Origin of the sequence: Streptomyces sp. NPDC058646, from assembly GCF_042716875.1 — a bacterium.
GTDB lineage: Bacteria > Actinomycetota > Actinomycetes > Streptomycetales > Streptomycetaceae > Streptomyces.
In genome coordinates this window covers 109,100-129,900 of sequence record NZ_JBHXRK010000007.1, presented here as the reverse complement: position 1 = coordinate 129,900, position 20,801 = coordinate 109,100, and the positions used below count along the sequence as shown (strand labels likewise).

Annotated in this window: 20 protein-coding genes; 6 read left to right on the top strand and 14 right to left on the bottom strand. The window is 71.5% G+C overall.

The features are described 5' to 3' along the window. The first annotated feature begins 6 nt into the window (after positions 1-6). A complete protein-coding gene (locus tag ACFWUZ_RS11110) occupies positions 7-726 on the top strand; it encodes an ABC transporter permease subunit (protein WP_384370622.1) in 720 nt (239 codons plus the stop codon). A gap of 94 nt (positions 727-820) precedes the next feature. After that, a complete protein-coding gene (locus ACFWUZ_RS11105; RefSeq protein WP_384370620.1) occupies positions 821-1,471 on the top strand; it encodes a rhomboid-like protein in 651 nt (216 codons plus the stop codon). A gap of 7 nt (positions 1,472-1,478) precedes the next feature. On the opposite strand, the gene ACFWUZ_RS11100 is transcribed toward ACFWUZ_RS11105, so the two are convergent. Next, positions 1,479-2,159 (bottom strand): response regulator, encoded by a 681-nt coding sequence (locus ACFWUZ_RS11100; RefSeq protein WP_384370618.1) that lies wholly within the window; start codon positions 2,157-2,159, stop codon positions 1,479-1,481. Between the two features lie 10 nt (positions 2,160-2,169). Further along, a complete protein-coding gene (locus tag ACFWUZ_RS11095) occupies positions 2,170-3,156 on the bottom strand; it encodes a sensor histidine kinase (protein ID WP_384370616.1) in 987 nt (328 codons plus the stop codon). 162 nt (positions 3,157-3,318) lie between these two features. Here ACFWUZ_RS11095 and ACFWUZ_RS11090 point away from each other — a divergent pair, with 162 nt between their 5' ends. Beyond that, positions 3,319-3,873 (top strand): hypothetical protein, encoded by a 555-nt coding sequence (locus ACFWUZ_RS11090; RefSeq protein ID WP_384370614.1) that lies wholly within the window; start codon positions 3,319-3,321, stop codon positions 3,871-3,873. A gap of 136 nt (positions 3,874-4,009) precedes the next feature. On the opposite strand, the gene ACFWUZ_RS11085 is transcribed toward ACFWUZ_RS11090, so the two are convergent. From ACFWUZ_RS11085 to ACFWUZ_RS11045, 9 genes are all read right to left on the bottom strand, one after another. Continuing rightward, entirely contained in the window at positions 4,010-4,822 is an 813-nt protein-coding gene (locus ACFWUZ_RS11085) for an HAD family hydrolase (protein ID WP_384370612.1), read from the bottom strand. After that, complete coding sequence (gene serS, locus ACFWUZ_RS11080) at positions 4,819-6,096, bottom strand: serine--tRNA ligase (protein WP_384370610.1); 1,278 nt, start codon at positions 6,094-6,096, stop codon at positions 4,819-4,821. The genes ACFWUZ_RS11085 and serS overlap by 4 nt, the downstream gene beginning before the upstream one ends. Before the next feature lie 526 nt (positions 6,097-6,622). Further along, a complete protein-coding gene (pheA, locus tag ACFWUZ_RS11075) occupies positions 6,623-7,558 on the bottom strand; it encodes a prephenate dehydratase (RefSeq protein ID WP_384370608.1) in 936 nt (311 codons plus the stop codon). A 42-nt stretch (positions 7,559-7,600) separates the two neighbouring features. Next, positions 7,601-8,875 carry an iron uptake transporter deferrochelatase/peroxidase subunit gene (gene efeB / locus ACFWUZ_RS11070; RefSeq protein WP_384370606.1) on the bottom strand — a complete coding sequence of 425 codons (1,275 nt, stop codon included), beginning with the start codon at positions 8,873-8,875 and terminating at the stop codon, positions 7,601-7,603. 5 nt (positions 8,876-8,880) lie between these two features. Then, the gene (locus ACFWUZ_RS11065; protein ID WP_384370604.1) at positions 8,881-10,854 is read right to left on the bottom strand and encodes a copper resistance protein CopC; all 1,974 of its coding nucleotides are present in this window, start codon (positions 10,852-10,854) and stop codon (positions 8,881-8,883) included. A gap of 22 nt (positions 10,855-10,876) precedes the next feature. Beyond that, the gene (locus ACFWUZ_RS11060) at positions 10,877-11,374 is read right to left on the bottom strand and encodes a copper chaperone PCu(A)C (protein ID WP_384370602.1); all 498 of its coding nucleotides are present in this window, start codon (positions 11,372-11,374) and stop codon (positions 10,877-10,879) included. Further along, a complete protein-coding gene (locus tag ACFWUZ_RS11055) occupies positions 11,371-12,024 on the bottom strand; it encodes an SCO family protein (RefSeq protein ID WP_384370600.1) in 654 nt (217 codons plus the stop codon). Before ACFWUZ_RS11055 ends, ACFWUZ_RS11060 begins: the two co-directional genes overlap by 4 nt. Positions 12,025-12,112: 88 nt before the next feature. Next, positions 12,113-12,844, bottom strand: coding sequence for a YcnI family protein (locus ACFWUZ_RS11050; protein WP_384370599.1), 732 nt, complete (start codon positions 12,842-12,844; stop codon positions 12,113-12,115). A gap of 111 nt (positions 12,845-12,955) precedes the next feature. After that, complete coding sequence (locus ACFWUZ_RS11045) at positions 12,956-13,777, bottom strand: hypothetical protein (RefSeq protein ID WP_384370597.1); 822 nt, start codon at positions 13,775-13,777, stop codon at positions 12,956-12,958. Between the two features lie 190 nt (positions 13,778-13,967). Here ACFWUZ_RS11045 and ACFWUZ_RS11040 point away from each other — a divergent pair, with 190 nt between their 5' ends. Continuing rightward, positions 13,968-14,405 carry an ATP-binding protein gene (locus ACFWUZ_RS11040; protein WP_384370595.1) on the top strand — a complete coding sequence of 146 codons (438 nt, stop codon included), beginning with the start codon at positions 13,968-13,970 and terminating at the stop codon, positions 14,403-14,405. Between the two features lie 131 nt (positions 14,406-14,536). On the opposite strand, the gene ACFWUZ_RS11035 is transcribed toward ACFWUZ_RS11040, so the two are convergent. Together ACFWUZ_RS11035 and ACFWUZ_RS11030 are read right to left on the bottom strand one after the other, a co-directional pair. Then, positions 14,537-16,003, bottom strand: a complete 1,467-nt coding sequence (locus ACFWUZ_RS11035; RefSeq protein WP_384370592.1) for an aminopeptidase P family protein — start codon at positions 16,001-16,003, stop codon at positions 14,537-14,539. 121 nt (positions 16,004-16,124) lie between these two features. After that, positions 16,125-17,660 (bottom strand): PP2C family protein-serine/threonine phosphatase, encoded by a 1,536-nt coding sequence (locus tag ACFWUZ_RS11030; protein WP_384370589.1) that lies wholly within the window; start codon positions 17,658-17,660, stop codon positions 16,125-16,127. A gap of 408 nt (positions 17,661-18,068) precedes the next feature. Here ACFWUZ_RS11030 and ACFWUZ_RS11025 point away from each other — a divergent pair, with 408 nt between their 5' ends. Further along, on the top strand, positions 18,069-18,821 hold the full coding sequence (locus tag ACFWUZ_RS11025; RefSeq protein WP_384370586.1) for a bifunctional DNA primase/polymerase: 753 nt from the start codon (positions 18,069-18,071) through the stop codon (positions 18,819-18,821). Between the two features lie 117 nt (positions 18,822-18,938). Next, the gene (locus ACFWUZ_RS11020) at positions 18,939-19,517 is read left to right on the top strand and encodes a hypothetical protein (protein ID WP_384370583.1); all 579 of its coding nucleotides are present in this window, start codon (positions 18,939-18,941) and stop codon (positions 19,515-19,517) included. A 179-nt stretch (positions 19,518-19,696) separates the two neighbouring features. Here the strand turns inward: ACFWUZ_RS11020 and ACFWUZ_RS11015 are convergent, their stop codons facing one another. Continuing rightward, positions 19,697-20,671, bottom strand: a complete 975-nt coding sequence (locus ACFWUZ_RS11015) for a DUF5926 family protein (protein ID WP_384370580.1) — start codon at positions 20,669-20,671, stop codon at positions 19,697-19,699. Between the last annotated feature and the right edge of the window lie 130 nt (positions 20,672-20,801).

The following is a 20,801-nucleotide window of genomic DNA, read 5'->3' as shown; positions in this document are numbered from 1 at the left end:
GCACCCATGTACAACCCCACCGTTGCCCGGCTCACCTACCGGGCCCTGCTCGGCCGCCGCCGGGCGCTGATCCTCTTCCTGCTGCCGGCCCTGCTGATCCTCATCTCGATCGCCGTCCGCGCCCTCACCGGTGTGGACGACAAGGTCGCCGCCGACCTGCTCGGAGGCTTCGCCCTCGCCACCATGGTCCCGCTGATCGGTGTCATCGCCGGCACCGGAGCCATCGGCCCGGAGATCGACGACGGCTCGATCGTCTACCTGCTCGCCAAGCCGGTGAAGCGGCCGACGATCATCATGACGAAACTGATCGTGGCCATCGCCGTCACCATGGCCTTCTCCGCGATCCCCACCCTGATCGCCGGCTTCATCCTCAACGGCAACGGCCAGCAGATCGCCGTCGCCTACACGGTCGCCGCCCTCGTCGCCTCGACCGCCTACAGCGCGCTGTTCCTGCTGCTGGGCACCGTCAGCCGGCACGCGGTCGTCTTCGGCCTGGTCTACGCCCTGATCTGGGAGTCGCTCTTCGGCAGCCTGGTCTCCGGTGCCAAGACCCTCAGCGTCCAGCAGTGGGCGCTGTCCCTGGCCGAGAAGATCGCCGGTGACGGGTACGTGGACGCCACCGTCGCCCTGCCCACCGCCGTGGTCCTGCTCGCGGTGGTCACCGCGGGCGCCACCGTCTACGCGGGCCAGCGGCTGCGCCGCCTCACCGTGGCGGGCGAGGAGTAGGCCCGCCGCCGGCCCCGGCTCACCCCCGCGAGGAACGTGCCCCGCCCGGCCCACCGGCCAGGCGGGGCACAGCTTTGCGCGGGATCATCGGGGCATGATCGAGCACATCGAGCCGGAGCCGTCCAGGCCCCTGAGGTCCTGGATACGTTCCTCGCCCGGTACGCACATCTGGCTTCTGATCATCACCGTCACCAGCGTCATCGTGGTGATCGCCCTCGACCGGGTGGAGCACGTCCTGCTCCACCGCAACAGCAGCAACATCCACGAGTTGGTCGACCACCCCGTGCGGGCGCTCGTGAGCAGTGCCTTCTGGATCGAGAACCCCGCCTCGCTCGCCCTCTACGCCCTGCTGTTCGAGATCTTCCACGCCCCCGTGGAACGCTGGCTCGGCACCCTGCGCTGGCTCGTGATCGTCACCACCGCCCATGTCGTCGCCACACTCGTCAGCCAGAAGGTCCTCCTGATGGCCATCGAGGACCACCGGGCGCCGCGCAGCATGACCCACGTGGTCGACATCGGCGTCAGCTACGGACTCGCGGCCGCCGCCGGAGTGCTGACCTACCGGATCCCCGGTCCCTGGCGATGGTTCTACCTTGCGGGGCTGCTCGTCTTCTTCGGGATCCCGCTCGTCACCGGCGGCACCTTCACCGACCTCGGCCACGCCATCGCGCTCAGCGTGGGCATGCTGGCCTGGCCCCTCACCCGCAACGTTGTTTCACGTGAAACACCACCCCGTTTCACGTGAAACATGACTAGTCGCCCTCCGCCCGGGCCACACCGTGCTCCCATGCCCACGCCGCGATCCCCACGCGGTTCCGGGCTCCCAGCTTCGCCTGGACGTTCGCGATGTGGGTCTTCGCCGTCCCCGCGGTGATGAAGAGTTCGGCGCCGATCTCGGCGTTGGTGAGCCCCCGCGCGACCAGTCGCACGATGTCCACCTCACGCCCCGTCAGCGGATGCCCCTGCGGCTCCTGCGGCGCGGCCCGCCTGGGGGACGCCCCGTCGGGCCCGTCCTGCCCGGCCGCCGTGAGCCGGCTGAGCAGCCGTACGGTGATCTGCGGGCTGATCAGCGTGTCCCCGGCCATCGCCGCCCGCACCCCCTCGATCAGCAGCGTGGGCCCCGACCGCTTCAGCAGGAAGCCGCAGGCACCGTTGCGCAGCGCGGTGTGGACGTACTCGTCCAGATCGAAGGTGGTCACCACCACCACTCGCGTCACAGGAGCCAGCAGCCGGGTCACCTCCAGCCCGTCCAGCTTCGGCATGCGGATGTCCGCGAGCACCACGTCCGGCCGCAGTTCCCGGGCCAGGGCCACCGCGCTCTCCCCGTCCGGGGCCTCCCCCACCACGGTCATGTCCGGCTGCGAGTCGAGAATCAGCCGGAAACCGCTGCGGATGTCCTCTTGGTCGTCGGCTATCAGGATGCGTGTGGTCACGCCGACATGATCACCCCCGAGGGTGTTCACGCGCCGGGAAGACCGCGGAAACCCGCCACCCGCCGTCGGTGGCCGCTCCGGCCCGCAGTGTCCCGCCCGCGGCCTCGACCCGCCCGCGCAGACCCGCCAGGCCCGTCCCGCCCCGTCGTCTGCGGGGCAGCAGCCCGGCCGCTGCGCGGCCCGCGGAGTTGGCCACGCTGACCTCCGTGCCCGACCCGGTCCGGCGTACGGCGACCCGCACCACGGCGGCCCCCGGGGCGTGCCTCCGTACGTTCGTCAGGGCTTCGACCGCCACGCGGTAGGCGGTGCTGCCCTCCTCCCGCGACAGCTCCCGCAGTGCCTGCGGGTCGGCCTCCAGCACCCCGCCCTCGAACCGCTCGACCAGTTCGGGCAGTTGTGCCAGCCCCGGCACCGGAGCGGTCGGGCCGCCCCCTGCCTCCTGCAGTGCGTGCACGGTGCGGTCCATGGACTCCAGTGCGCTCAGCCCTGCCGCCTCGATCCGCTCAAGCGCGCGGACCGCCTGCCCCGGATCCTGCGCGGCGACGAAACGCGCCGCCTGCGCCTGCACCACGATCGCACTTACGTCATGTGCCACGAAGTCGTGCAGATCCCGGGCCAGTTCCAGCTGCTGGTCGCGGCGTGCCTCCCGTACGGCCCGGCGCACCCGGCCCGCCTGGCGGCGCAGGTAGCCGCCCGCGGCCATGGCGCCGAAAGCCGGTGCCGCCCAGAAGGCCGCGGCCCCGAGGACCTCCAGCCACGACCCGTCCGCCCATACCAGCGGGACCGGCCACAGCGTCACCGCTGCCACGCCCACCGCGCCCGAAAGGCCTGCGGACCGTACGGGGGACCAGCGGACCACCAGGGCCAGCAGCGGCAGCAGTACCGCCATCCCCGCCAGCGTCCAGGTGTGGGGTGCGCCGAGGGCCGACCCGGTCAGGGACAGTACGCCCGCAACGGCCAGGGCAGGGGAGTACAGGGTGTGCGGATGCAAGGTCACGTCCCGACCCTAGGAGCCCCGCCCGCTTCCGCACATCTGCCGTTCGGCAGATCCCTGCCCCGCCGTCCGCCATCCGGGCCTGCTGATCGGCGGATGGTTCCGCAGCCTCCGCCGGACCAGGCTTGGGACATCACCGACCGTCTCCGGCAAAGGACTTCGACGATGACCACGCTCACCGCTCCGCCCGTCCGCGCCGTTCGGGCCGCTCCCGCCGGCCCCGTCGTCAGCCGCCCGATCAGGTGGGCCGCCCACGCGGCGGCGCTGACCCTCCTCCCCAGCGGCCTGTGGAGGATCGCCATCGCGGTGGGGATACCGGTCGGCTGGGGAGCCGGCAGCGGACTGGAGGCCGAACTCTTCCCCGGCAAGTGGTCCTTCTACCTGCTGGCCCTCAGCCTCTTCGCCGAGGGCCTCGGTCTGCTCACCCTGGGCCTCGTGCAGCGCTGGGGCGAGGTGGTGCCGAACTGGATCCCCGGGCTGCGCGGCCGCAGGATCCCTCCCCTCGCGGCGGCTGTGCCCGCCGCTCTGGGGGCCGTCGCCGTCACCCTGGTCACGATTCCGGGCGCCTTCCACTGGAGCACCTCCATGGCGGCGCCCGGGGCACCCACGGGGGCCGGCTGGTGGCTCATGACCCTCTGCTACGCGCCGCTGGTGCTGTGGGGCCCGCTCCTCGGCGTGGTCACCGTCGCCTACTGGCGGCGCCGCCGGAACGAGGGCTGAGGCAGGGAAATTCGCTGGTAAGGGGACTGCGCGAGGGGCAGAGTGAGTCGTGCGGGGAGCAACAAAAGGTCCGGGGCAGCCACTTCGAGCGCGCCGTCTGGCGCGGGCTGTCCCGGACCTCTCGTACGTCCTGTCCCTACGCCGCGCCCAGCAGTCGCTCCAGCACCACCGCGATGCCGTCCTCCTCGTTGGAGGTCGTCACCTCGTCGGCCACCGCCTTGAGCTCGGCATGGGCGTTGGCCATCGCCACGCCGTGCGCTGCCCAGCCGAACATCGGGATGTCGTTGGGCATGTCACCGAAGGCGATGGTCTCCGCGGCCTTCACACCCAGCCGGCGCGCGGCCAGCGACAGGCCGGTGGCCTTGGTCAGTCCGAGCGGCAGGATCTCCACGATCCCGGGGCCCGCCATCACGATGTCGACCAGGCTGCCCACGGTCTGCCGGGCCGCCTTGACCAGCGTGTCGTCGTCCAGCTCCGGGTGCTGGATGTACAGCTTGTTCAGCGGGGCCGCCCACACCGTCGCGGGATCGTCCAGATACACGGCGGGCAGGCCCTCCTGCATCCGGTAGCCGGGCCCTATCAGCACCTCGCCGTCCACGCCGTCCCGGCTGGCGGCCAGCGCCAGCGGCCCGATCTCGGCCTCCATCTTCGACAGCGCCAGACCGGCGAGCTGCCGGTCCAGGGTCACGGAGGTCAGCAGCCGGTGCGTGCCGGCGTCGTAGACCTGTGCGCCCTGCCCGCACACGGCGATCCCCTGGTAGCCGAGGTCGTCGAGCACGTGGCGGGTCCAGGGAACGGCCCGTCCGGTGACGATGATGTGCGCGGCGCCCGCCGCGGTGGCCGCGACGAGCGCTGCACGGGTGCGTTCCGAGATGGTGTCGTCGCCACGCAGGAGCGTGCCGTCGAGGTCGGTCGCGACGAGCTTGTACGGGAACGGGGCCGGGCTCACTTGGCGATCGGCTCCAGGAACTCACGGCCGCCGAGGTACGGACGGAGCACCGGGGGCACGCGTACCGAACCGTCGGCCTGCTGGTGGTTCTCCAGGATCGCCACGATCGTGCGCGGCACGGCGCACAGGGTGCCGTTCAGCGTGGACAGCGGCTGGGTCTTCTTGCCGTCGCGGTAGCGGATCGACAGCCGGCGGGCCTGGAAGCTGTCGCAGTTCGAGGCGGAGGTCAGCTCGCGGTACTTGCCCTGGGTGGGGATCCACGCCTCGCAGTCGAACTTGCGCGAGGCGGAGGCGCCGAGGTCACCGGTGGCCACGTCGATCACCTGGTACGGCAGTTCCAGGCTGGTCAGCCACTGCTTCTCCCAGTCCAGCAGCCGCTTGTGCTCGGCCTCGGCCTCCTCCGGCGCGACGTACGAGAACATCTCGACCTTGTCGAACTGGTGGACGCGGAAGATGCCGCGGGTGTCCTTGCCGTACGTGCCGGCCTCACGGCGGAAGCACGGCGAGAAGCCCGCGTACCGCAGGGGCAGCTTGCCGGCGTCGATGATCTCGTCCATGTGGTACGCCGCGAGCGGGACCTCGGAGGTGCCGACCAGGTAGTAGTCGTCCTTCTCCAGGTGGTACACGTTCTCCGCGGCCTGGCCGAGGAAGCCGGTGCCCTCCATGGCGCGCGGGCGGACCAGCGCCGGGGTCAGCATCGGGATGAAGCCGGCCTCGGTGGCCTGCGCGATCGCCGCGTTGACCAGCGCGAGCTCCAGCAGCGCGCCCACACCGGTCAGGTAGTAGAAGCGCGAGCCCGACACCTTGGCGCCGCGCTCGACGTCGATGGCGCCGAGGGACTCGCCGAGCTCCAGGTGGTCCTTGGGCTCGAAGCCCTCGGCCGCGAAGTCGCGGATGGTGCCGTGCGTCTCCAGGACGGTGAAGTCCTCCTCGCCGCCGACCGGGACGTCCTCGTGGACGATGTTCCCGAGCTGGAGGAGGAGCTGCTTGGCGGCCTCGTCGGCCTCGTTCTGCTCGGCTTCGGCGGCCTTGACGCTCTGCTTGAGCTGGTCGGCCTTCTTCAGCAGCTCGGCCCGCTCCTCCGGGGAGGCCTTCGGGATGAGCTTGCCGAGCGACCTCTGCTCGTTGCGGAGTTCGTCGAAACGCATGCCGGAAGACCTGCGGCGCTCGTCGGCGGAGAGCAGCGCGTCGACGAGGTCGACGTCCTCTCCACGGGCGCGCTGCGAGGCGCGGACACGGTCAGGGTCTTCACGGAGCAGCCGGAGGTCAATCACGCCCTCCAGGCTACCGGCCTGGGGTTCCCGGGCTCACATCGATATCACACAGCGTGTCACTATGCCCTAATTGCGGCTATTGGATATCTCTTGGCGACTGACCGGAAGTGATCGCTCTCGGATGGTCGATAAAAGTGGCGCCATTCGCCGAAATGGGGCATGAGGGCGCGGGTCGGGCGGGTCCTGAGCAGGGTCGGGAGGGTTGATTGTCCACAGGAATTCCCGCCACCCCCAGCTTATCCACAGGCTGTGTGCTGGCGCTGTGGACACGGAAGCAGACCATGACCGACCGGCGGGCGTCCGAGGGGATTCAGGGTTCAAACCACCCTCACACGCTCATTCGGGTGGGAATGACTCGCTCCAAAGAGTTGAACGGCGATACATGGGTGACGTCGTTCACCTCCACCTCCCCAGCGCGAAACCTGGGACCACCGACCGATTTGTCGACCTTGTCGCACCGTAGTGTCGACTTGTCCCCAGGTCTCCATCTCGGCCTGTGGATAACTCTGTGGACAGTGGACGAGGCCTAGGCCCGGCCGTCGAGGCAGCGGGCCAGCCAGTCGGAGGCTGCCGTGAAATCGCTGTCGGACGTTCCCGGCCGGGCGGCGCCCACCTCACCCTGAGCGACCCCGGCCCGCGGATAGGAGCCGAGGAAACGGACCTGCGGGCAGGTCCGCTTGAGACCCATGAGCGCCTCGCTGACCCGGCGGTCGGACACGTGGCCCTCGGCGTCGACGGCGAAGCAGTAGTTGCCGATGCCCTCGCCCGTGGGCCGGGACTGGATCAGCATCAGGTTGACCCCGCGGACGGCGAACTCCTGGAGGAGTTCCAGCAGCGCACCCGGGTGGTCGTCACCGAGCCACAGGACCACGGAGGTCTTGTCGGCGCCGGTCGGGGCGGAGGGCCGGGCCGGACGGCCGACCAGGACGAACCGGGTCTCGGCGTTCTGCGCGTCGTGGATCTCGGTCACCAGCGGGACCAGCCCGTAGGTGGCGGCGGCGAACTCGCCGGCGAAGGCCGCGTCGAACCGGCCTTCCTGGACCAGCCGGGCCCCGTCGGCGTTCGAGGCGGCCGACTCCCACACCGCGTCGGGCAGGTTCGCGCGCAGCCAGTTGCGCACCTGGGGCTGGGCCACCGGGTGACCGGTGACGGTCTTCACGTCCGACAGGGCGGTCCCGGGCCGCACCAGCAGCGCGAAGGCGATGGGCAGCAGCACCTCGCGGTAGATCATCAGCGGCTCGCCGGAGGCCAGCTCGTCGAGTGTGGCGGTGACACCGCCTTCCACCGAGTTCTCGATCGGGACCAGGGCGGCAGCCGCCTCGCCGTTGCGGACGGCGTCCAGTGCCGCCGGGACCGACACCATCGGGACGAGTTCCCGGGTCGCGGCTTCCGGCAGCGTACGGAGGGCGGCTTCGGTGAAAGTGCCCTCGGGGCCGAGGTAGGTGAAACGCGTGGCCGACATGTGATCAGCCTAATGCCGGGACCCCCGCCGCAGGGCGGCCGTTCACCCTTCGAGCAGCCGCTGCCCGACGTACTCCCCGGCGCGGGGGCCGGGCGGGACCGCGTACAGCCCGCTGGACTCGTGCCGGATGAATTCCGACAGCGCGTCTCCGCGGTCGAGCTTGCGCTGGACGGGGACGAACCCGCGCAGGGGATCCGCCTGCCAGCAGATGAAGAGCAACCCGGCATCGGGGGTGCCGTCGGGGTCGACGCCGTCGTGGAAGGAGAAGGGGCGCCGCAGCATGGCGGCCCCACCGTTCTGTTCGGGGGCGGAGATCCGGGCGTGGGCGTTGGCCGGGATGACGGGCTTGCCGTCGGCGCCGAGCTTGGCGAGCGCCATCTCGGTGGTCTCCTTGCCGCCGGTCAGCGGGGCACCGGTGGCCTTGGTGCGGCCGATGACCTGCTCCTGCTGGGCGAGGGACTGCTTGTCCCAGTCGTCGAGGAGCATCCGGATGCGCCGGACCACCGCGTACGAGCCCCCGGCCATCCAGGCGTGCTCGGCGGGGCCGGGACCGGCACCGGGGACGAAGATCCGCTGGTCGAAGTCCGGCTCCGAGGGCTTCGGGTTGCCGGTGCCGTCGACCTGGCCCATGAGGTTGCGGGCGGTCATCGGCGAGGAGGTGGCGCCGGGGGTCCGGTTGAAGCCGTTCATCTGCCAGCGGACGCGGGCGGCGTCCCCGGCGTCCTTCTGCAGGGCGCGCAAGGCGTGGAAGGCGACGAGCCCGTCGTCCGCACCGACCTGGACCCACAGGTCTCCGTTGCTGCGGCGGTCGTCGATGCGGTCGGCCGAGAAGACCGGAAGCGGGTCGAGGGCGGCGGGGCGGCGGGCGGCGAGTCCGGTGCGGTCGAAGAAGGAGTGGCCGAAGCCGAAAGTGACGGTGAGGGAGGACGGGCCGGCGTCGAGCGCGATGCCCGTGTCCTCGGCCGGGGAGGTCTCCCCCGCCATCAGGCGGCGCGCGGTCTCGGACCAGCGCCGCATCAGGGCGGCGGCCTCCGTACGGCCGGCCCCGGCTGCGAGGTCGAAGGCGACGAGGTGGCCCTTGGCCTGCAGGGGGGTCGTGATGCCGGCCTGGTGGTCGCCGTGGAAGGCGACCTGGGTGGCGCCGAGGGCGGAAGGGCTGCCGGCGGAGCCTGCGGGGCCGTCTCCGGAGCCGGCGAGTGCGGCGTGCGCGAGTGCGCCTCCGGTGGCGCCGAGCGCGAGCCCCGCGGCGCCGGCGGCGCCGACGGTGCCCAGCAGCCGGCGCCGGGAGATCTCGATGTCGTTGTTGCTCTCGGTCACGCTGGTCAGCCGATCTTCACGGTCTTCTGGACGGTCGTCTGGTCGATGTCGGAGGTGCGGACGGTCACGTCGATCCGCCATTCGCCCGCGAGCGGCAACTGGACGCCCGAGGAGCTCCAGTGCCCGGCGGCGGCGCGGTCCGGGACGAGGGGAAGGGGCCCGATGTCCTTGGCGGGGAGGGTGAAGGCGACCTTGACCTCGGGGAGGTCGAAGGGCTGGCCGTCCGGCGTGTCGGCCCAGAGGTGGAGGGTGTTGGCGCCGACCCGGCCCGGGTCGAGTTCGAGCCGGATCTCCCCCTTGCCGTTCTGGCCGCCGGTGTCGAAGGGCAGGGTGATCTTGATGGCGCGGTCGGGTACGGCGGTGGCGGCGGAACCGCGGCCCGCTTCCTGTTCCACGGCGCGGCCGGGCTCGGTGCTGGTGAGGATCGTGGTGACGGCGAGCAGGACCACGGCGATGCCCGCCTCGACCAGGACCGAGCGGCGCAGTCCGGCGCGCTCCGGATCCGCGTCGCGCTCCCGCTTCTGGTGGGCGTTGGCGAGGACGGCACGCTGCCGCGCGAGCTGTGCGGCGCGCTTGGGGTCGGCAGGGACGGTGACGGCCTCTGTTTCACGTGAAACATCGCGCGGTGCGACCACCTTCACCGCCTGCTGCACGGTGGCGCCGTCGGCGAGCCGTGCGGTCCACTGCCGCGACAGGTAGGCGACGGCGAGCAGGACGGCGATCAGGCCGATCTTGAGCAGCAGGACCCGGCCGTAGCCGGTGCCCGTGAGGGCGGACCAGCTGCCGAGCTGGCGCCATGCCTGGTAGACGCCGGTGACGGCGAGGACCACGACGCTGATGAAGGCGACGTCCGAGAAGCGCCGGACGGCCGCGCGCTCGATCCCCGGGACCTTGTGCAGCGCGATCAGCAGCACGGCCAGACCCCCGAGCCACGCGGCAACGGCCAGCAGGTGCAGGATGTCGAGGGGCATGGCGACGGCGGTCTGGATGCCCGTGGAGGCGTGTTCGGACAGGGCCCAGGTGGCGGCGATGCCCGCGGACACGACGGTGCCGCCGATGGCGAGGCCGAAGGTGAGGTCGCTGGTGTCCTTGTCCCGCTCCGCGTCCCCGCCCGCCGGCCCCTCCGCGTCCCCGCCCGCCGTACCGGGGGCCGCCAGACGCCGTGCGTAGGCACCGAAGAGGACCGCAATGAAGAGGGCGGCGGCGCCCAGCAGGAGCAGGCGGGAGACCAGGGAGGCGCCGGTCTTGGTTTCCAGGACCGCCCTCAGCCCCTGGAGGTCGAGCGCATCGGCAAACTTCCCGGACCCCGTGTACGGGGTGCGCAGCACCAGCATCGCGAGCGTGGCGGCGGTGAGGGTGACCCAGGCGCGCAGGACCAGTTTCTGGAGCGGCCGTTCGGTGGCGCCCCGGCGCCAGCACAGCAGGATGAAGGCGGAGGCACCCACGAGGAGGATGAACCCTGCATAGGCGGCGTAGCGGGCGATCCCGTACGCGATGCCGACGGGGCCGCCGCCCGCCTGCTGGGCGGGGAGGGTGACGCTGGTGGCCGAGGGCGCGCCGATGGAGAAGGTGAAGGCTCCCGAGATCGGGTGGCTGTCCGCCGAGACGGCCTGCCAGGCCACGGTGTAGGTGCCGTTCGGCAGACCCGGGTGCAGGGCGGTGCCGTAGCGGATGACGTTTCCGCTGCACATGTCGCGCAGCTCGCCGGTGTCGACGCGGCGGCCCTGCGGGTCCAGGACACGGATGGAGTCGTCGCCCATGGCGACCTGCTCCGAGAAGGAGAGGGTGACCTGGGAGGGGGCCGTGGCGACCACCACCCCGTCCTTGGGGTCGCTCGCGGTGAGTGCGGCGTGTGCCGTGGCCGGGGAGGCCGCGGCGAACAGGGTTGCCAGCAGGGCTGCGAGGACCAGCGCGAGCCGCGGCAGGAGTGCCGTGGCGCGGACGCGGGCCGCGGAGGGGGCGGGGGCGGTGGCCGTCATGGCGTGTCAGTCCCTCGGTCCGTCAGTGGGCGTTGGAGTTCTGAGCGGTGTAGGTGCGTTCCTTCACGTCCAGCTCGACCTTGACGGGGCCGGCCTTCTCGAAGCGCAGCTCGACGGTGACCTTCTCGCCGACCTTCGGGGTGCTCTTGAGCCCCATGAACATGACGTGGTCGCCGCCGCGCTCCAGCTTCAGCTCACCGTTCGCGGGCACGTCCATGGAGGGGACCTGCTGCATCTTCTGGTCCTTGGTCTCGTGGATCTGCAGATCGTCCGAGAGCGGGGACGTGGCACCGGTGAGCTTGTCGGCGGTCTTGGAACCGTTCTTGATGACCATGAAGGCGCCGGCCATCTTGTCGTTGACGGGCTCGGGCATGAAGGCGCCGCTCACCGTCAGCTTCGGCTCCGCCGCCCCGTCCTGCGACCCGGAGGAGGAACAGCCGGATATGACGAGTGCCGCCGTCAGGGAGAGGGTGGCGGCCAGGGTGCGGGTGCTGCGGGTACGGGTGGTGCGGCCGGTCACGGGTTCTCTCCCTTGATGAGCTTCGGCAGGTCCTTGGTGTAGTCGTCGACGGTGGTGCCCTCGCCGTAGAGGACGTAGCCCTCGTCGGTCTTGGGCGAGAACGCGATGACCTGGGCACCGTGCATGGACACGACGTTTCCGTTGGCATCCTTCGTGGCGGCCTCGATGCCGATGCCGAGTGCGCGGGCGGCTGCCTGGATGGTGGCGAAGTCCCCGGTCAGTCCGGTGAAGGACGGGTCCTGGCCCTTCAGCCACGTGCTGAGGGACTCGGGGGTGTCCCGTTCGGGGTCGGTGGTGACGAAGACGACCCGGAGGTTGTCCTGGTCGGCCTGCGGAAGGGCCTTCTTGGCGACGGCGATGTTGCTCATCGTCAGCGGGCAGACGTCGGGGCAACTGGTGTAGCCGAAGTAGATGAGCGTCGGCTTGCCCTTGGTCTGCTCACGCAGGTTCCACGGCTTGCCGGTGGTGTCCGTGAGGACGACGTCCGGCTTGCTGAAGGGGCGGTCCAGGACGGTCGCGGCCTTGGCGCCGCTCTGGCCGCCCGAGATCTGTGTGACCGAACCGGTCTTGGCGGGTTCTCCGCCGCAGGCGGAGAGGGTGAGTGCGGCCGCCGCGACGAGCGCGGCGACCGTCACACGCGTGGTGCGCATGGAGATGTCCCTGGGATCGGGGATGTATCGGGGGATGTTCCGGCGGGCGGGGCCGTCGCGGAAGGACGGCGCCCAAGGGGGCCGGAGGTCAGGCGGAGCGGCGGCGGGCGGCGACTCCGAAGGCGACACCGCCCAGTCCGACGACGATGCCCGCGACGCCGAGGACGCGCGCGGTCGTGTCGGACCCGTGCTCGGAGGCGGCCTCGTCGTGGCCGCCCTTCGCGTCCTTGCCGTCCTTGTCGCCGGCGTTCTTGGCATCGGCCTTCGCGTCGCCGCCGTGGTGGTCGTCGCCCTTGGGAGCGGTGAGCTTCAGCACGGGAGCCGGGTTCTGCGGCTCGGCGGCCCCGTCCTTGACCTCTTCGATCCAGCGGACGACCTCGCCGTTGTCGTAGGTCTGGAGGGACTTGAAGACCATCTGGTCGGCGTTCTCCGGCAGCTTCCCCACGGACAGGGGGAACTGCTGGAACTTGCCGGGCTCGATCTTCCCGCCGGACCAGGTCACCTTCGTGACGGCCTCGTTGACCTGCTTGCCGTGCACGGTGAGCGGCTTCTCGAGCTTGCTCTTCTCGACCGTCACGGTCCAGCCGGGGACGTCCTGCGGCATGACGGACGTGAGCGGCTGGTCGATCGGGAAGTTGACCTCCAGCTGGGTGGTCGACGCGTTGTCACGCTCGTTGGGGACCTTGAAGTTGATGGTCGCGTACCCGCCCTTGGTGGCCTCGCCGGGCTGCACGCTGACGTGGGCGAAGGCCGGGCCGGAGAAGAGGAGGACGGTGCCGGCGGCGAGGGCGGCGGCGAAGGAGACGCGAGAGGTCTTCATGGCGGAAACACTCCACAGAAGCAGGTGGCGGTGGCTCCGCGCACGGGCGCGCGCGGAGTTCGCGGCACCGGCCTCCCGGTGGATGTGATTCCCGGGGCAGGAGGTGCCGCGTCAGGCTGCTAGAGCGAGCGTCACGGGCGGCCCGCGCCTGATGACCGCGTGCTGGAGTGCCTCCCGGCCTGTGGCCGCGGCGGGGTCCGCCGCGGTCCGCGGCGCCCACGGGCCGCGGGCGGGCGCGTCGGGGAGCCCGGCGCCGAGGACGCGTACGAAGGCCAGTGCGGTGCGCAGGGCGCGTACCGGGGTGGCTTCGGTGGACAGCCGGGACAGCTCGATGAGCCGGGAGAGGGCGGCGTCGCCACGTCCGAGCAGCCAGCCCGCGGCGAGCGCGGCCAGCAGGTGGCCGATCAGCATGGCCGGGCTGAACAGGCCGGTCGAGGGCGCCGGGGCGGCCGCGTGCGCCAGGTGGGCGTGCACGGCGTGGCCCTGTTCCAGAGACTGCGCGGCCAGGGCGGCGGGATCGAGGCCGGCGGCCTCCAGGATTTTCCGGGCGTCGGCCGGATCGAGCGGTACGGAGTTGCCCCCGCACACCAGTTGCGCGGCGAGCGCCGCGAGCGAGGTGTCGGCGGCGTCGGCCGGTGCCGGGGCCTGCGCGGCCGTGCTGCCGTGCTGGCCCAGTCCGAACAGTGCGTGCAGAACCACCTGTCCGGCAGCGAGCCCGCCGGCGATGCGCGGCAGCGTACGGGGCCGTCCCGCGAGGGGGGCCGCGGCCGCGAAGACGGCGAGGAAGCCGACGCCGAGGGACCACCAGGGCACGGTGGCGCAGGATGCCAGGGCGTGCCCGACCGCGGCCAGCACGACGCAGACCGCGGTGAAAACCGCGGTCCGTGCGAGCCGGGGGCCGGCTCCGGCGTGCTTGGCGTGGGGGGCAGTCATGGCCGGGCCATCATCGCACTGCACCTAGACCCTGCATACGGCAGGTCGTGCAAGGCGCCCTGCGTTCCGCTCCGCGGGAGCCCGCATACACCGCCGCCCGGGAGTGCCACATCGGCCGAACGAGGGCATTGGGGACGTCGACGGCCTTCAGGGCGCTTACGGTCCCCCACGGGCGGCAATAGGTAACCGTATGAGCATCTGGTGGTCTCTCCACTTGAGGCGCGAAGCCGCGAGCGTGCCGCTCGCCAGGCGACTGCTGCTGGGGACGATGGAGACCGCGGGGGTGGACCCGGACATCTCCTTCGATCTTTCGGTGGCGCTGAGCGAGGCGTGCGCCAACGCGGTGGAGCACGGCGGCGGTGCCCTGGAGGAGACCGAGGCGTACCACGTCACGGCCTATCTCGACGGGGACCGGTGCCGCATCGAGGTGACCGATTCGGGCCCGGGGTTCCCGCCCGCGACGGTGGCCCGCCGCAGACCGTCCCTGGCCGAGAACGGCCGCGGCCTGCACCTGATCGCCGAACTCGCCGACCACGTCCGCCTGCGCAACCGGCCCGGCCGGGGCGCGTCGGTGACCTTCGACAAGATGCTGAAGTGGCGTGACGACGCGCTGCTCAAGGTCTCGTAGATGCCGCGGAGGGCGGGATCCCGGACCGGGATCCCGCCCTCCGCGGGACGCTTGCGTCAACGAGCACTGCCTCGTGGCGAGCGCGCTGAGCAGGCGAGGGCGACGGCCACCCGGGCCGCAGCGCCGGTTCGTCAGCCCTTGAGCCGTGCCATCCAGGCTTCGACGTCGACCGAGGTGCGGGGCAGCCCGGCCGACAGGTTCCGGTTGCCGTCCTCCGTGACGAGGATGTCGTCCTCGATCCGGACGCCGATGCCGCGGTACTCCTCGGGCACCGTCAGGTCGTCGGCCTGGAAGTACAGACCGGGCTCGACGGTGAGGCACATGCCCGGCTCCAGCGTCCCGTCCACGTACGCCTCGGTGCGCGCGGCGGCGCAGTCGTGGACGTCCATGCCGAGCATGTGGCCGGTGCCGTGCAGGGTCCAGCGGCGCTGCAGGCCGAGCTCCAGGACGCGCTCGACCGGACCCTCCAGGAGACCCCACTCGACGAGCTTCTCGGCCAGCACGTGCTGGGCGGCGTCGTGGAAGTCGCGGAACTTCGCGCCCGGCTTGACGGCGGCGATGCCGGCTTCCTGGGACTCGTAGACCGCGTCGTAGATCTTGCGCTGGATGTCCGTGTACGTGCCGTTGATCGGCAGCGTGCGCGTGACGTCGGCGGTGTAGAGGGAGTGGGTCTCCACGCCGGCGTCGAGCAGCAGCAGGTCCCCGGAGCGGACGTCACCGTCGTTGCGGACCCAGTGCAGGGTGCAGGCGTGCGGGCCGGCGGCGCAGATGGAGCCGTAGCCGATGTCGTTGCCCTCGACGCGGGCGCGCAGGAAGAAGGTGCCCTCGATGTAGCGCTCGGACGTGGCCTCGGCCTTGTCCAGGACCTTCACGACGTCCTCGAAGCCGCGGACGGTGGAGTCGACGGCCTTCTGCAGCTCACCGATCTCGAACTCGTCCTTCACCGCGCGGGCCTCGGAGAGGTAGACGTGCAGCTCCTCGTCGCGCTCCTTCGTCACCTTGTCGGTGAGGGCGGACTCGATGACGGAGTCGTACCCGCGCACCACCCGGACCGGCCCCTCGGCCGCGGTGAGGGCCTCGGCGAGCTCGCGGACGTCCTTGGCGGGGATGCCCAGCAGCTGCTCGGCCTCGGCGAGGGAGTGACGGCGGCCGACCCACAGCTCGCCCTGGGCGGACAGCCAGAACTCGCCGTTCTCCCGGTCGGAGCGCGGCAGCAGGTAGAGGGTGGCCGCGTGGCCGGTCTCCCCGGTGGGCTCCAGGACCAGCACGCCGTTCTCGGTCTGGTCGCCGGTCAGGTACGCGTACGCGGTCGAGGCGCGGAAGGGGTACTCGGTGTCGTTCGAGCGGATCTTCAGACGGCCCGCGGGGACGACGAGACGCTCGCCGGGGAAGCGCGCGGACAGCGAGGCGCGGCGGGCGGCGGTGTGCGCGGCCTGGGCGATGGGCTCAAGTCCGTGCAGCTCGGTGTCGGCCCAGCCGGTGCGCATGCTCTCGGCGAGCTCCTCGCTGACGACCGGATACAGCCCGTTCTTGCGCTGCTTGTGCGTCTTCTTGGGCTGCTCTTCTTCCGGGGTCTCCGGGGTGAGCTCGTCAGCCACGTCTTCTCCTCAGCTACGACAGACACGGGCCTGGGTGTGGACCCCGTCCATCGTATGTGTGAGCGGAAGAAGTGCGGAGGGCCTTGTGTGCTATCGCACAAATTCTCCCAAAGGTGACATCTCACTCGAATCGGGCGGCTAGCAGGACGATGTCTTCGGGAGCGTCGGCCGGCTCCCCCTCGGGCAGTACGGTCCGCAGGACGTGGTCGCAGACGGCCGCCGGGTCGTCCCGGGCGCTGCGCGGCACTCCGGCGGCCGCGGCGTGCAGCCGGGCATAGGCTCGGTCCATGGGGTCTCCGGTGCGCTGCAGCAGGCCGTCGGTGTACAGCAGCACCGTTTCTCCCGGGGCGGGCTCGATCTCCACGCTCGGCGCCTCCCAGCAGGCGAGCATCCCCAGCGGCGCCGAGAGCGAGGTCTCCACGTACGCGGTGCGGCGCTCGCCGATGAGCAGCGGCGGTGTGTGTCCCGCTCCCGCCAGGATGATCTTGCGCTGGGCCGGTTCGCAGTAGGCGAAGAGCGCGGTGGCCGACCGGGCGGGTTCGGTCAGGCGCAGCAGCAGCTCCAGGTCCGACAGGACGGCGACGGGGTCCTCGCCCTCCATGACGGCGTACGCGCGCAGCGAGGCCCGCAGCCGGCCCATCGCGGCGACGGCGCTCGGCCCCGACCCGGTCACCGACCCCACGGCCAGGCCCAGGGCCCCCTCGGGCAGCGGCAGGGCGTCGTACCAGTCGCCCCCGCCGCGCGGTCCGGTGTGGTGCCGGGCGGCGAGCTGGACCCCCGGGATCCGGGGCAGCCGGCTGGGCAGCAGCTCCTCGGAGACGGCGGCCAGGCGCGAACGGGAGCGCTCCACCTCCAGCATCCGTGCCAGGTGCTCGGCGGCGTGCCGGACGTAGAGGCCGGCAAGGTCGCGCTGGCGGTCGCCCGGCTCGGCCTGTTCGTCGTAGAGCCAGACGGCCGCGCCGAGCCGCCCGGTGGCCTCGGCGGTCAGCGGCAGCGCGTAGCTGGCGGCGTACCCGAGGCGGGCGGCGACCTCGCGGTGGCGCGGGTCGACGGGGGCGGCGAAGCCTCCGGCACCGGCGGGCGCACCCGGTTCGGGGAGCACTTCGGAGCCGCCGTGGGCGTCGGGGAGTCCGTCGAGGATGCGGCCGTAGGAGGTGGCGCTGCGCGGCACGGTCTCGATGTGACCGAGGTCGGCCCGGCCCAGGCCGAGGCCGATCGTGGTGGTGGGCCCGAGGCCGTCGGAGGGTTCGAGGACGAGGAGCCCGCGGCGGGCGCCGACGAGGGCGGCTCCTGCCCGAAGGAACTCGTGGAGGGAGGAGTCGAGGTCGTCGGCGCGGGCCAGGCGCTCGGTGAGCTCGTGGAGGGTGGTGAGGTCCGAGACCATCCCCGCGAGCCGGTCCTGGATCAGGCTGCCGGGGCCGGGCGGAGGGGCGGGCTGGGGGGTGCTCCGTACGGGTACGGGTGCGGGTGCCGCAGTGTGCGGTGACGCGGTAACTGCTGGATCGATTCCAGCCACTTTCGGCAGATGCGGAGCGCTCATGGCATCCGCCTTTCCACCTGGTGCGATTCGCCATATAGCATCGCAAACCCCCAGATCGTGCTGCGCCGCCATCAAGGAATCCACATCTACACGCACTGGTGGATCCATGTCCAGCATTGCCCAGGTGGGAATCCTGGTGTCCGTGGGACGGCAACTCACTGTCCAGCCAAGGCTAGAACTTGGCCGGAAAAAGCTGGAAGCGGACGGTTTTTGCGGTCGACTGGGCGGGCGTTCCAGGGGGCCCGGGTACGTAATGGGCAGTATCCGGGGTCAGTTGGCGCCGCCCGGCACCTGCCGGGAACCGCCCGGCGCGGGCCGTCGTCCTTAGCGGCGGCAGCCGCTCCCGGCACCGGTGCGGGTCGCGCTCCGCCCCCGCCGGACGTTTGATGGACCCGATGAGAAAACTGCACGAACCGTGTGAACCTGCTCCAGGCGCACACTGATGCGAAACGTGTACGTGTAGTGACACACCTGTTACATGGTGTGATGTGGCCCTCGGCGTTCAACGGAAAGGAACGAGCGCTCATGCGCGAGATCCTCGGAAGGCGTCTCCAGCGGCTCCGCTACCGCCTGGAAGTCCGGTCCCGATCCCGGTCCGGACGCACCACCTCCGGCCAGAGCCGCCCGTCCGCACCCCTTGACGCGGCGCTCACCTGCGCCACCGCGTGGCAGTGGCCCGTGCTGCCCGGTGTCGGACGGTCCGGCGCGGACAGCTCGCGCTGTGCCTGCCCCGACCCCGACTGCGCCGTCCCCGGCGCGCACCCCTTCGACCCGGGGCTGCTCGCGGCCACCACCGATCCCCGGATGGTGACCTGGTGGTGGACCAACCGGCCCACCGCCCCCGTCCTGATGGCCACCGGCGGGAGCGCTCCGTGCGCGGTGAGCCTGCCGGCCACGGCCGCGGCGCAGGCCCTCGTACGGCTGGACGCGCAGGGGCTGCGGCTCGGTCCGGTCTTGGCCACGCCCACCCGGTGGTCGCTGCTGGTGGCCCCGTACTCGCTGGAACGGCTCGGCGAACTGCTCTACGCCAAGGACCACGTGCCCTCGTCGCTGCGCTTCCACGGCGAGGGCGGCTACGTACTGCTGCCGCCCTCCGCGGCGTCCAGCGGCGGGCAGGTGCACTGGGAGCGGGAGCCGCGCGCGGAGGTGAAGGCGCGTCCGGGCAGGCGGGCTGCGGCCGCGGCGGGGATCTGGCTGCCCGAGGTCGAAGCGGTCGTGGACGCCCTGGTCGAGGCGAGCAGCGGAGCGCCCGGCGGCGGCAGCAGGCTGGCGTACTGACCTGCGGGGCGGGACGGCATCGGCGGATCACTCGTACGGGTGCCAGCTGGACCGGTTTCCAAGGGAATTGGGCGCGGGCATCTCCGTGCCCCATTCCCGCGTCGCTATGTTCGGCGAATGAATCTCCGCCTGGTCGGTATCGGTGCCGGTGTGCTGATCCTCTTGTCGCTCCCGCTCGCCGGGGCGGTCGCGGGGCCGGATTTCGCCGGTCAGGACGACGACAAGGGCGGCGGCCTGCTCTCGACGCTCGGTCTTCAGGACCCTTCGCGCCCCTCGCCGGCGCCGCCCGCGCCTGCTGCCGCGTCTCCTCAACTCCCGCCCCAGGAGCCCGGACCGTCCCAGCAGCCTCGTACGGATTCCCAGTGCGGTCCTGAACTGTCCTCGCCCCACGGCCTGGAGGCGCAGACGTGCGTCCTGGTGGGCGAGGGCCGGACGTGGGGCCGCAGCTACTACCGGAACACCAGTGGGAGCCCGCTGGATGCCGTACTGACCGTGATGGGGCCGGCCGGGCGGACGGTGCAGATCCGGTGCGAGGTCGGGGCGGGGGACGAGCCGGGTCTGTGTGAGACGCCGCGGGAGGCCTCGGCGGGGGACCCGGCCAGTTACTCGGCCGTTGCGGAATTCGCAGTTCCGGATGATGAAGGAGCACTGCTACTGCGGTCCGGGAGCAACTCACCGGCCCCGGGTGACGGTTGAGAACCGCCCTAAATGAAGGGCCCGGTCGCTGGCGACGGGGGATGCACCAGCGACCGGGCTACAAGAACCGTAACAAGAGATCGCCTGTTCGCAAATTCGATCTCTGATATTCAGACACCGATTTGCAGACGATTAGCGGGAGTTGTGACTCGGATCACCGGCCCCCGCATGTGCGCAGGTCAGCTGAGGGTCACCTGGCGGTTGGTGAGTCCGCCGCGCGCCCGGCGCTCTTCCGTGGTCAGCGGTGCGTCCGAGGCCAGGGCCGTGGCCAGCCGCTCCGCGAGCTCGGCGGCGGGCTTCTCGACATCGTCGGCCGTGACGCCGGTGGGCAGGTCCCAGACGGGGACCATGAGGCCGTGCGCGCGGAAGGAGCCGACCAGTCGGGTGCCTTCGCCCAGCGAGGACGTGCCCGCCGCGTGCAGCCGCGCGAGGGCGTCGAGCAGCTTCTCCTCGGGGTGCGGCATGACCCAGCGCAGGTGGTTCTTCTCCGGGGTCTCGCACCAGTAGGCCGCGTCCACGCCCGAGAGCTTGACGGTGGGAATGGCCGCCGCGTTGGCACGCTCGAGCGCGGCGGCGATCTCCGGGGAGGCGCTCTGCGCGCTCTCCGATTCCGGAATCCAGAATTCGAAGCCGCTGTGCACAACCGGCTCGAAAACGCCGTCGGAGTCCAGGAGATCCTGAAGTCGCGGTCCCTCTGCCGGAACGCGGCGGGCCGGAATAGGAGTCCCCGGTTCCGCAACGAGGGCGCGCTCCAGGGTGTCGGCCATATCGCGGCCGAGATCGCCGGTGGAGGACTCGTTCTGCAGGCCGAGCAGGACGGACCCGTCCTCACGGCGCAGCGCCGGCCAGGCCATGGGGAGCACGGTCACGAGCGTGACCGAGGGGACGCCTTCGGGCAGACCGCCCTTGAGGGACAGCGGGACGGTGGCGGCGGGCACCAGCTCGCGCAGGGCGACCCAGTCGCACTCGCCGGGCAGTCCTTCGAACGGGCGCTGCACGTGTGCGGTGACGGCGTGCGCGGCGGCGGCGCCGTGACAGGCCTTGTAACGGCGCCCGGATCCGCAGGGGCAGGGCTCGCGGGCGCCCACCACCGGGATCTCACCGTTGTTGAGCTGCGGCTTTGCGGTCTTCGCGGCGGGGCGCTTCTTGGCCATCGTGGGTGTCTCCCGGTTGCGGCGGTACGGCGTCGTGTCTGGGCGCGAGCCTAGCCGTTCGTACCGCCGGAACCGGTGGGGTGCGGCCGGGAGCACGGTCGGCGTGCGCTCCCGGACGGCCGCCTGTGCG

Bases quoted from the DNA above. Each gene is read 5' to 3' on its own strand.
- ACFWUZ_RS11110 (WP_384370622.1), top strand. From the start codon at position 7: ATGTACAACCCCACCGTTGCCCGGCTCACCTACCGGGCCCTGCTCGGC.
- ACFWUZ_RS11105 (WP_384370620.1), top strand. From the start codon at position 821: ATGATCGAGCACATCGAGCCGGAGCCGTCCAGGCCCCTGAGGTCCTGG.
- ACFWUZ_RS11090 (WP_384370614.1), top strand. From the start codon at position 3,319: ATGACCACGCTCACCGCTCCGCCCGTCCGCGCCGTTCGGGCCGCTCCC.
- pheA (WP_384370608.1), bottom strand. From the start codon at position 7,558: ATGTCGGCCACGCGTTTCACCTACCTCGGCCCCGAGGGCACTTTCACC.
- ACFWUZ_RS11065 (WP_384370604.1), bottom strand. From the start codon at position 10,854: ATGACGGCCACCGCCCCCGCCCCCTCCGCGGCCCGCGTCCGCGCCACG.
- ACFWUZ_RS11055 (WP_384370600.1), bottom strand. From the start codon at position 12,024: ATGCGCACCACGCGTGTGACGGTCGCCGCGCTCGTCGCGGCGGCCGCA.
- ACFWUZ_RS11050 (WP_384370599.1), bottom strand. From the start codon at position 12,844: ATGAAGACCTCTCGCGTCTCCTTCGCCGCCGCCCTCGCCGCCGGCACC.
- ACFWUZ_RS11045 (WP_384370597.1), bottom strand. From the start codon at position 13,777: ATGACTGCCCCCCACGCCAAGCACGCCGGAGCCGGCCCCCGGCTCGCA.
- ACFWUZ_RS11040 (WP_384370595.1), top strand. From the start codon at position 13,968: ATGAGCATCTGGTGGTCTCTCCACTTGAGGCGCGAAGCCGCGAGCGTG.
- ACFWUZ_RS11030 (WP_384370589.1), bottom strand. From the start codon at position 17,660: ATGCTGGACATGGATCCACCAGTGCGTGTAGATGTGGATTCCTTGATG.
- ACFWUZ_RS11025 (WP_384370586.1), top strand. From the start codon at position 18,069: ATGCGCGAGATCCTCGGAAGGCGTCTCCAGCGGCTCCGCTACCGCCTG.
- ACFWUZ_RS11020 (WP_384370583.1), top strand. From the start codon at position 18,939: ATGAATCTCCGCCTGGTCGGTATCGGTGCCGGTGTGCTGATCCTCTTG.
- ACFWUZ_RS11015 (WP_384370580.1), bottom strand. From the start codon at position 20,671: ATGGCCAAGAAGCGCCCCGCCGCGAAGACCGCAAAGCCGCAGCTCAAC.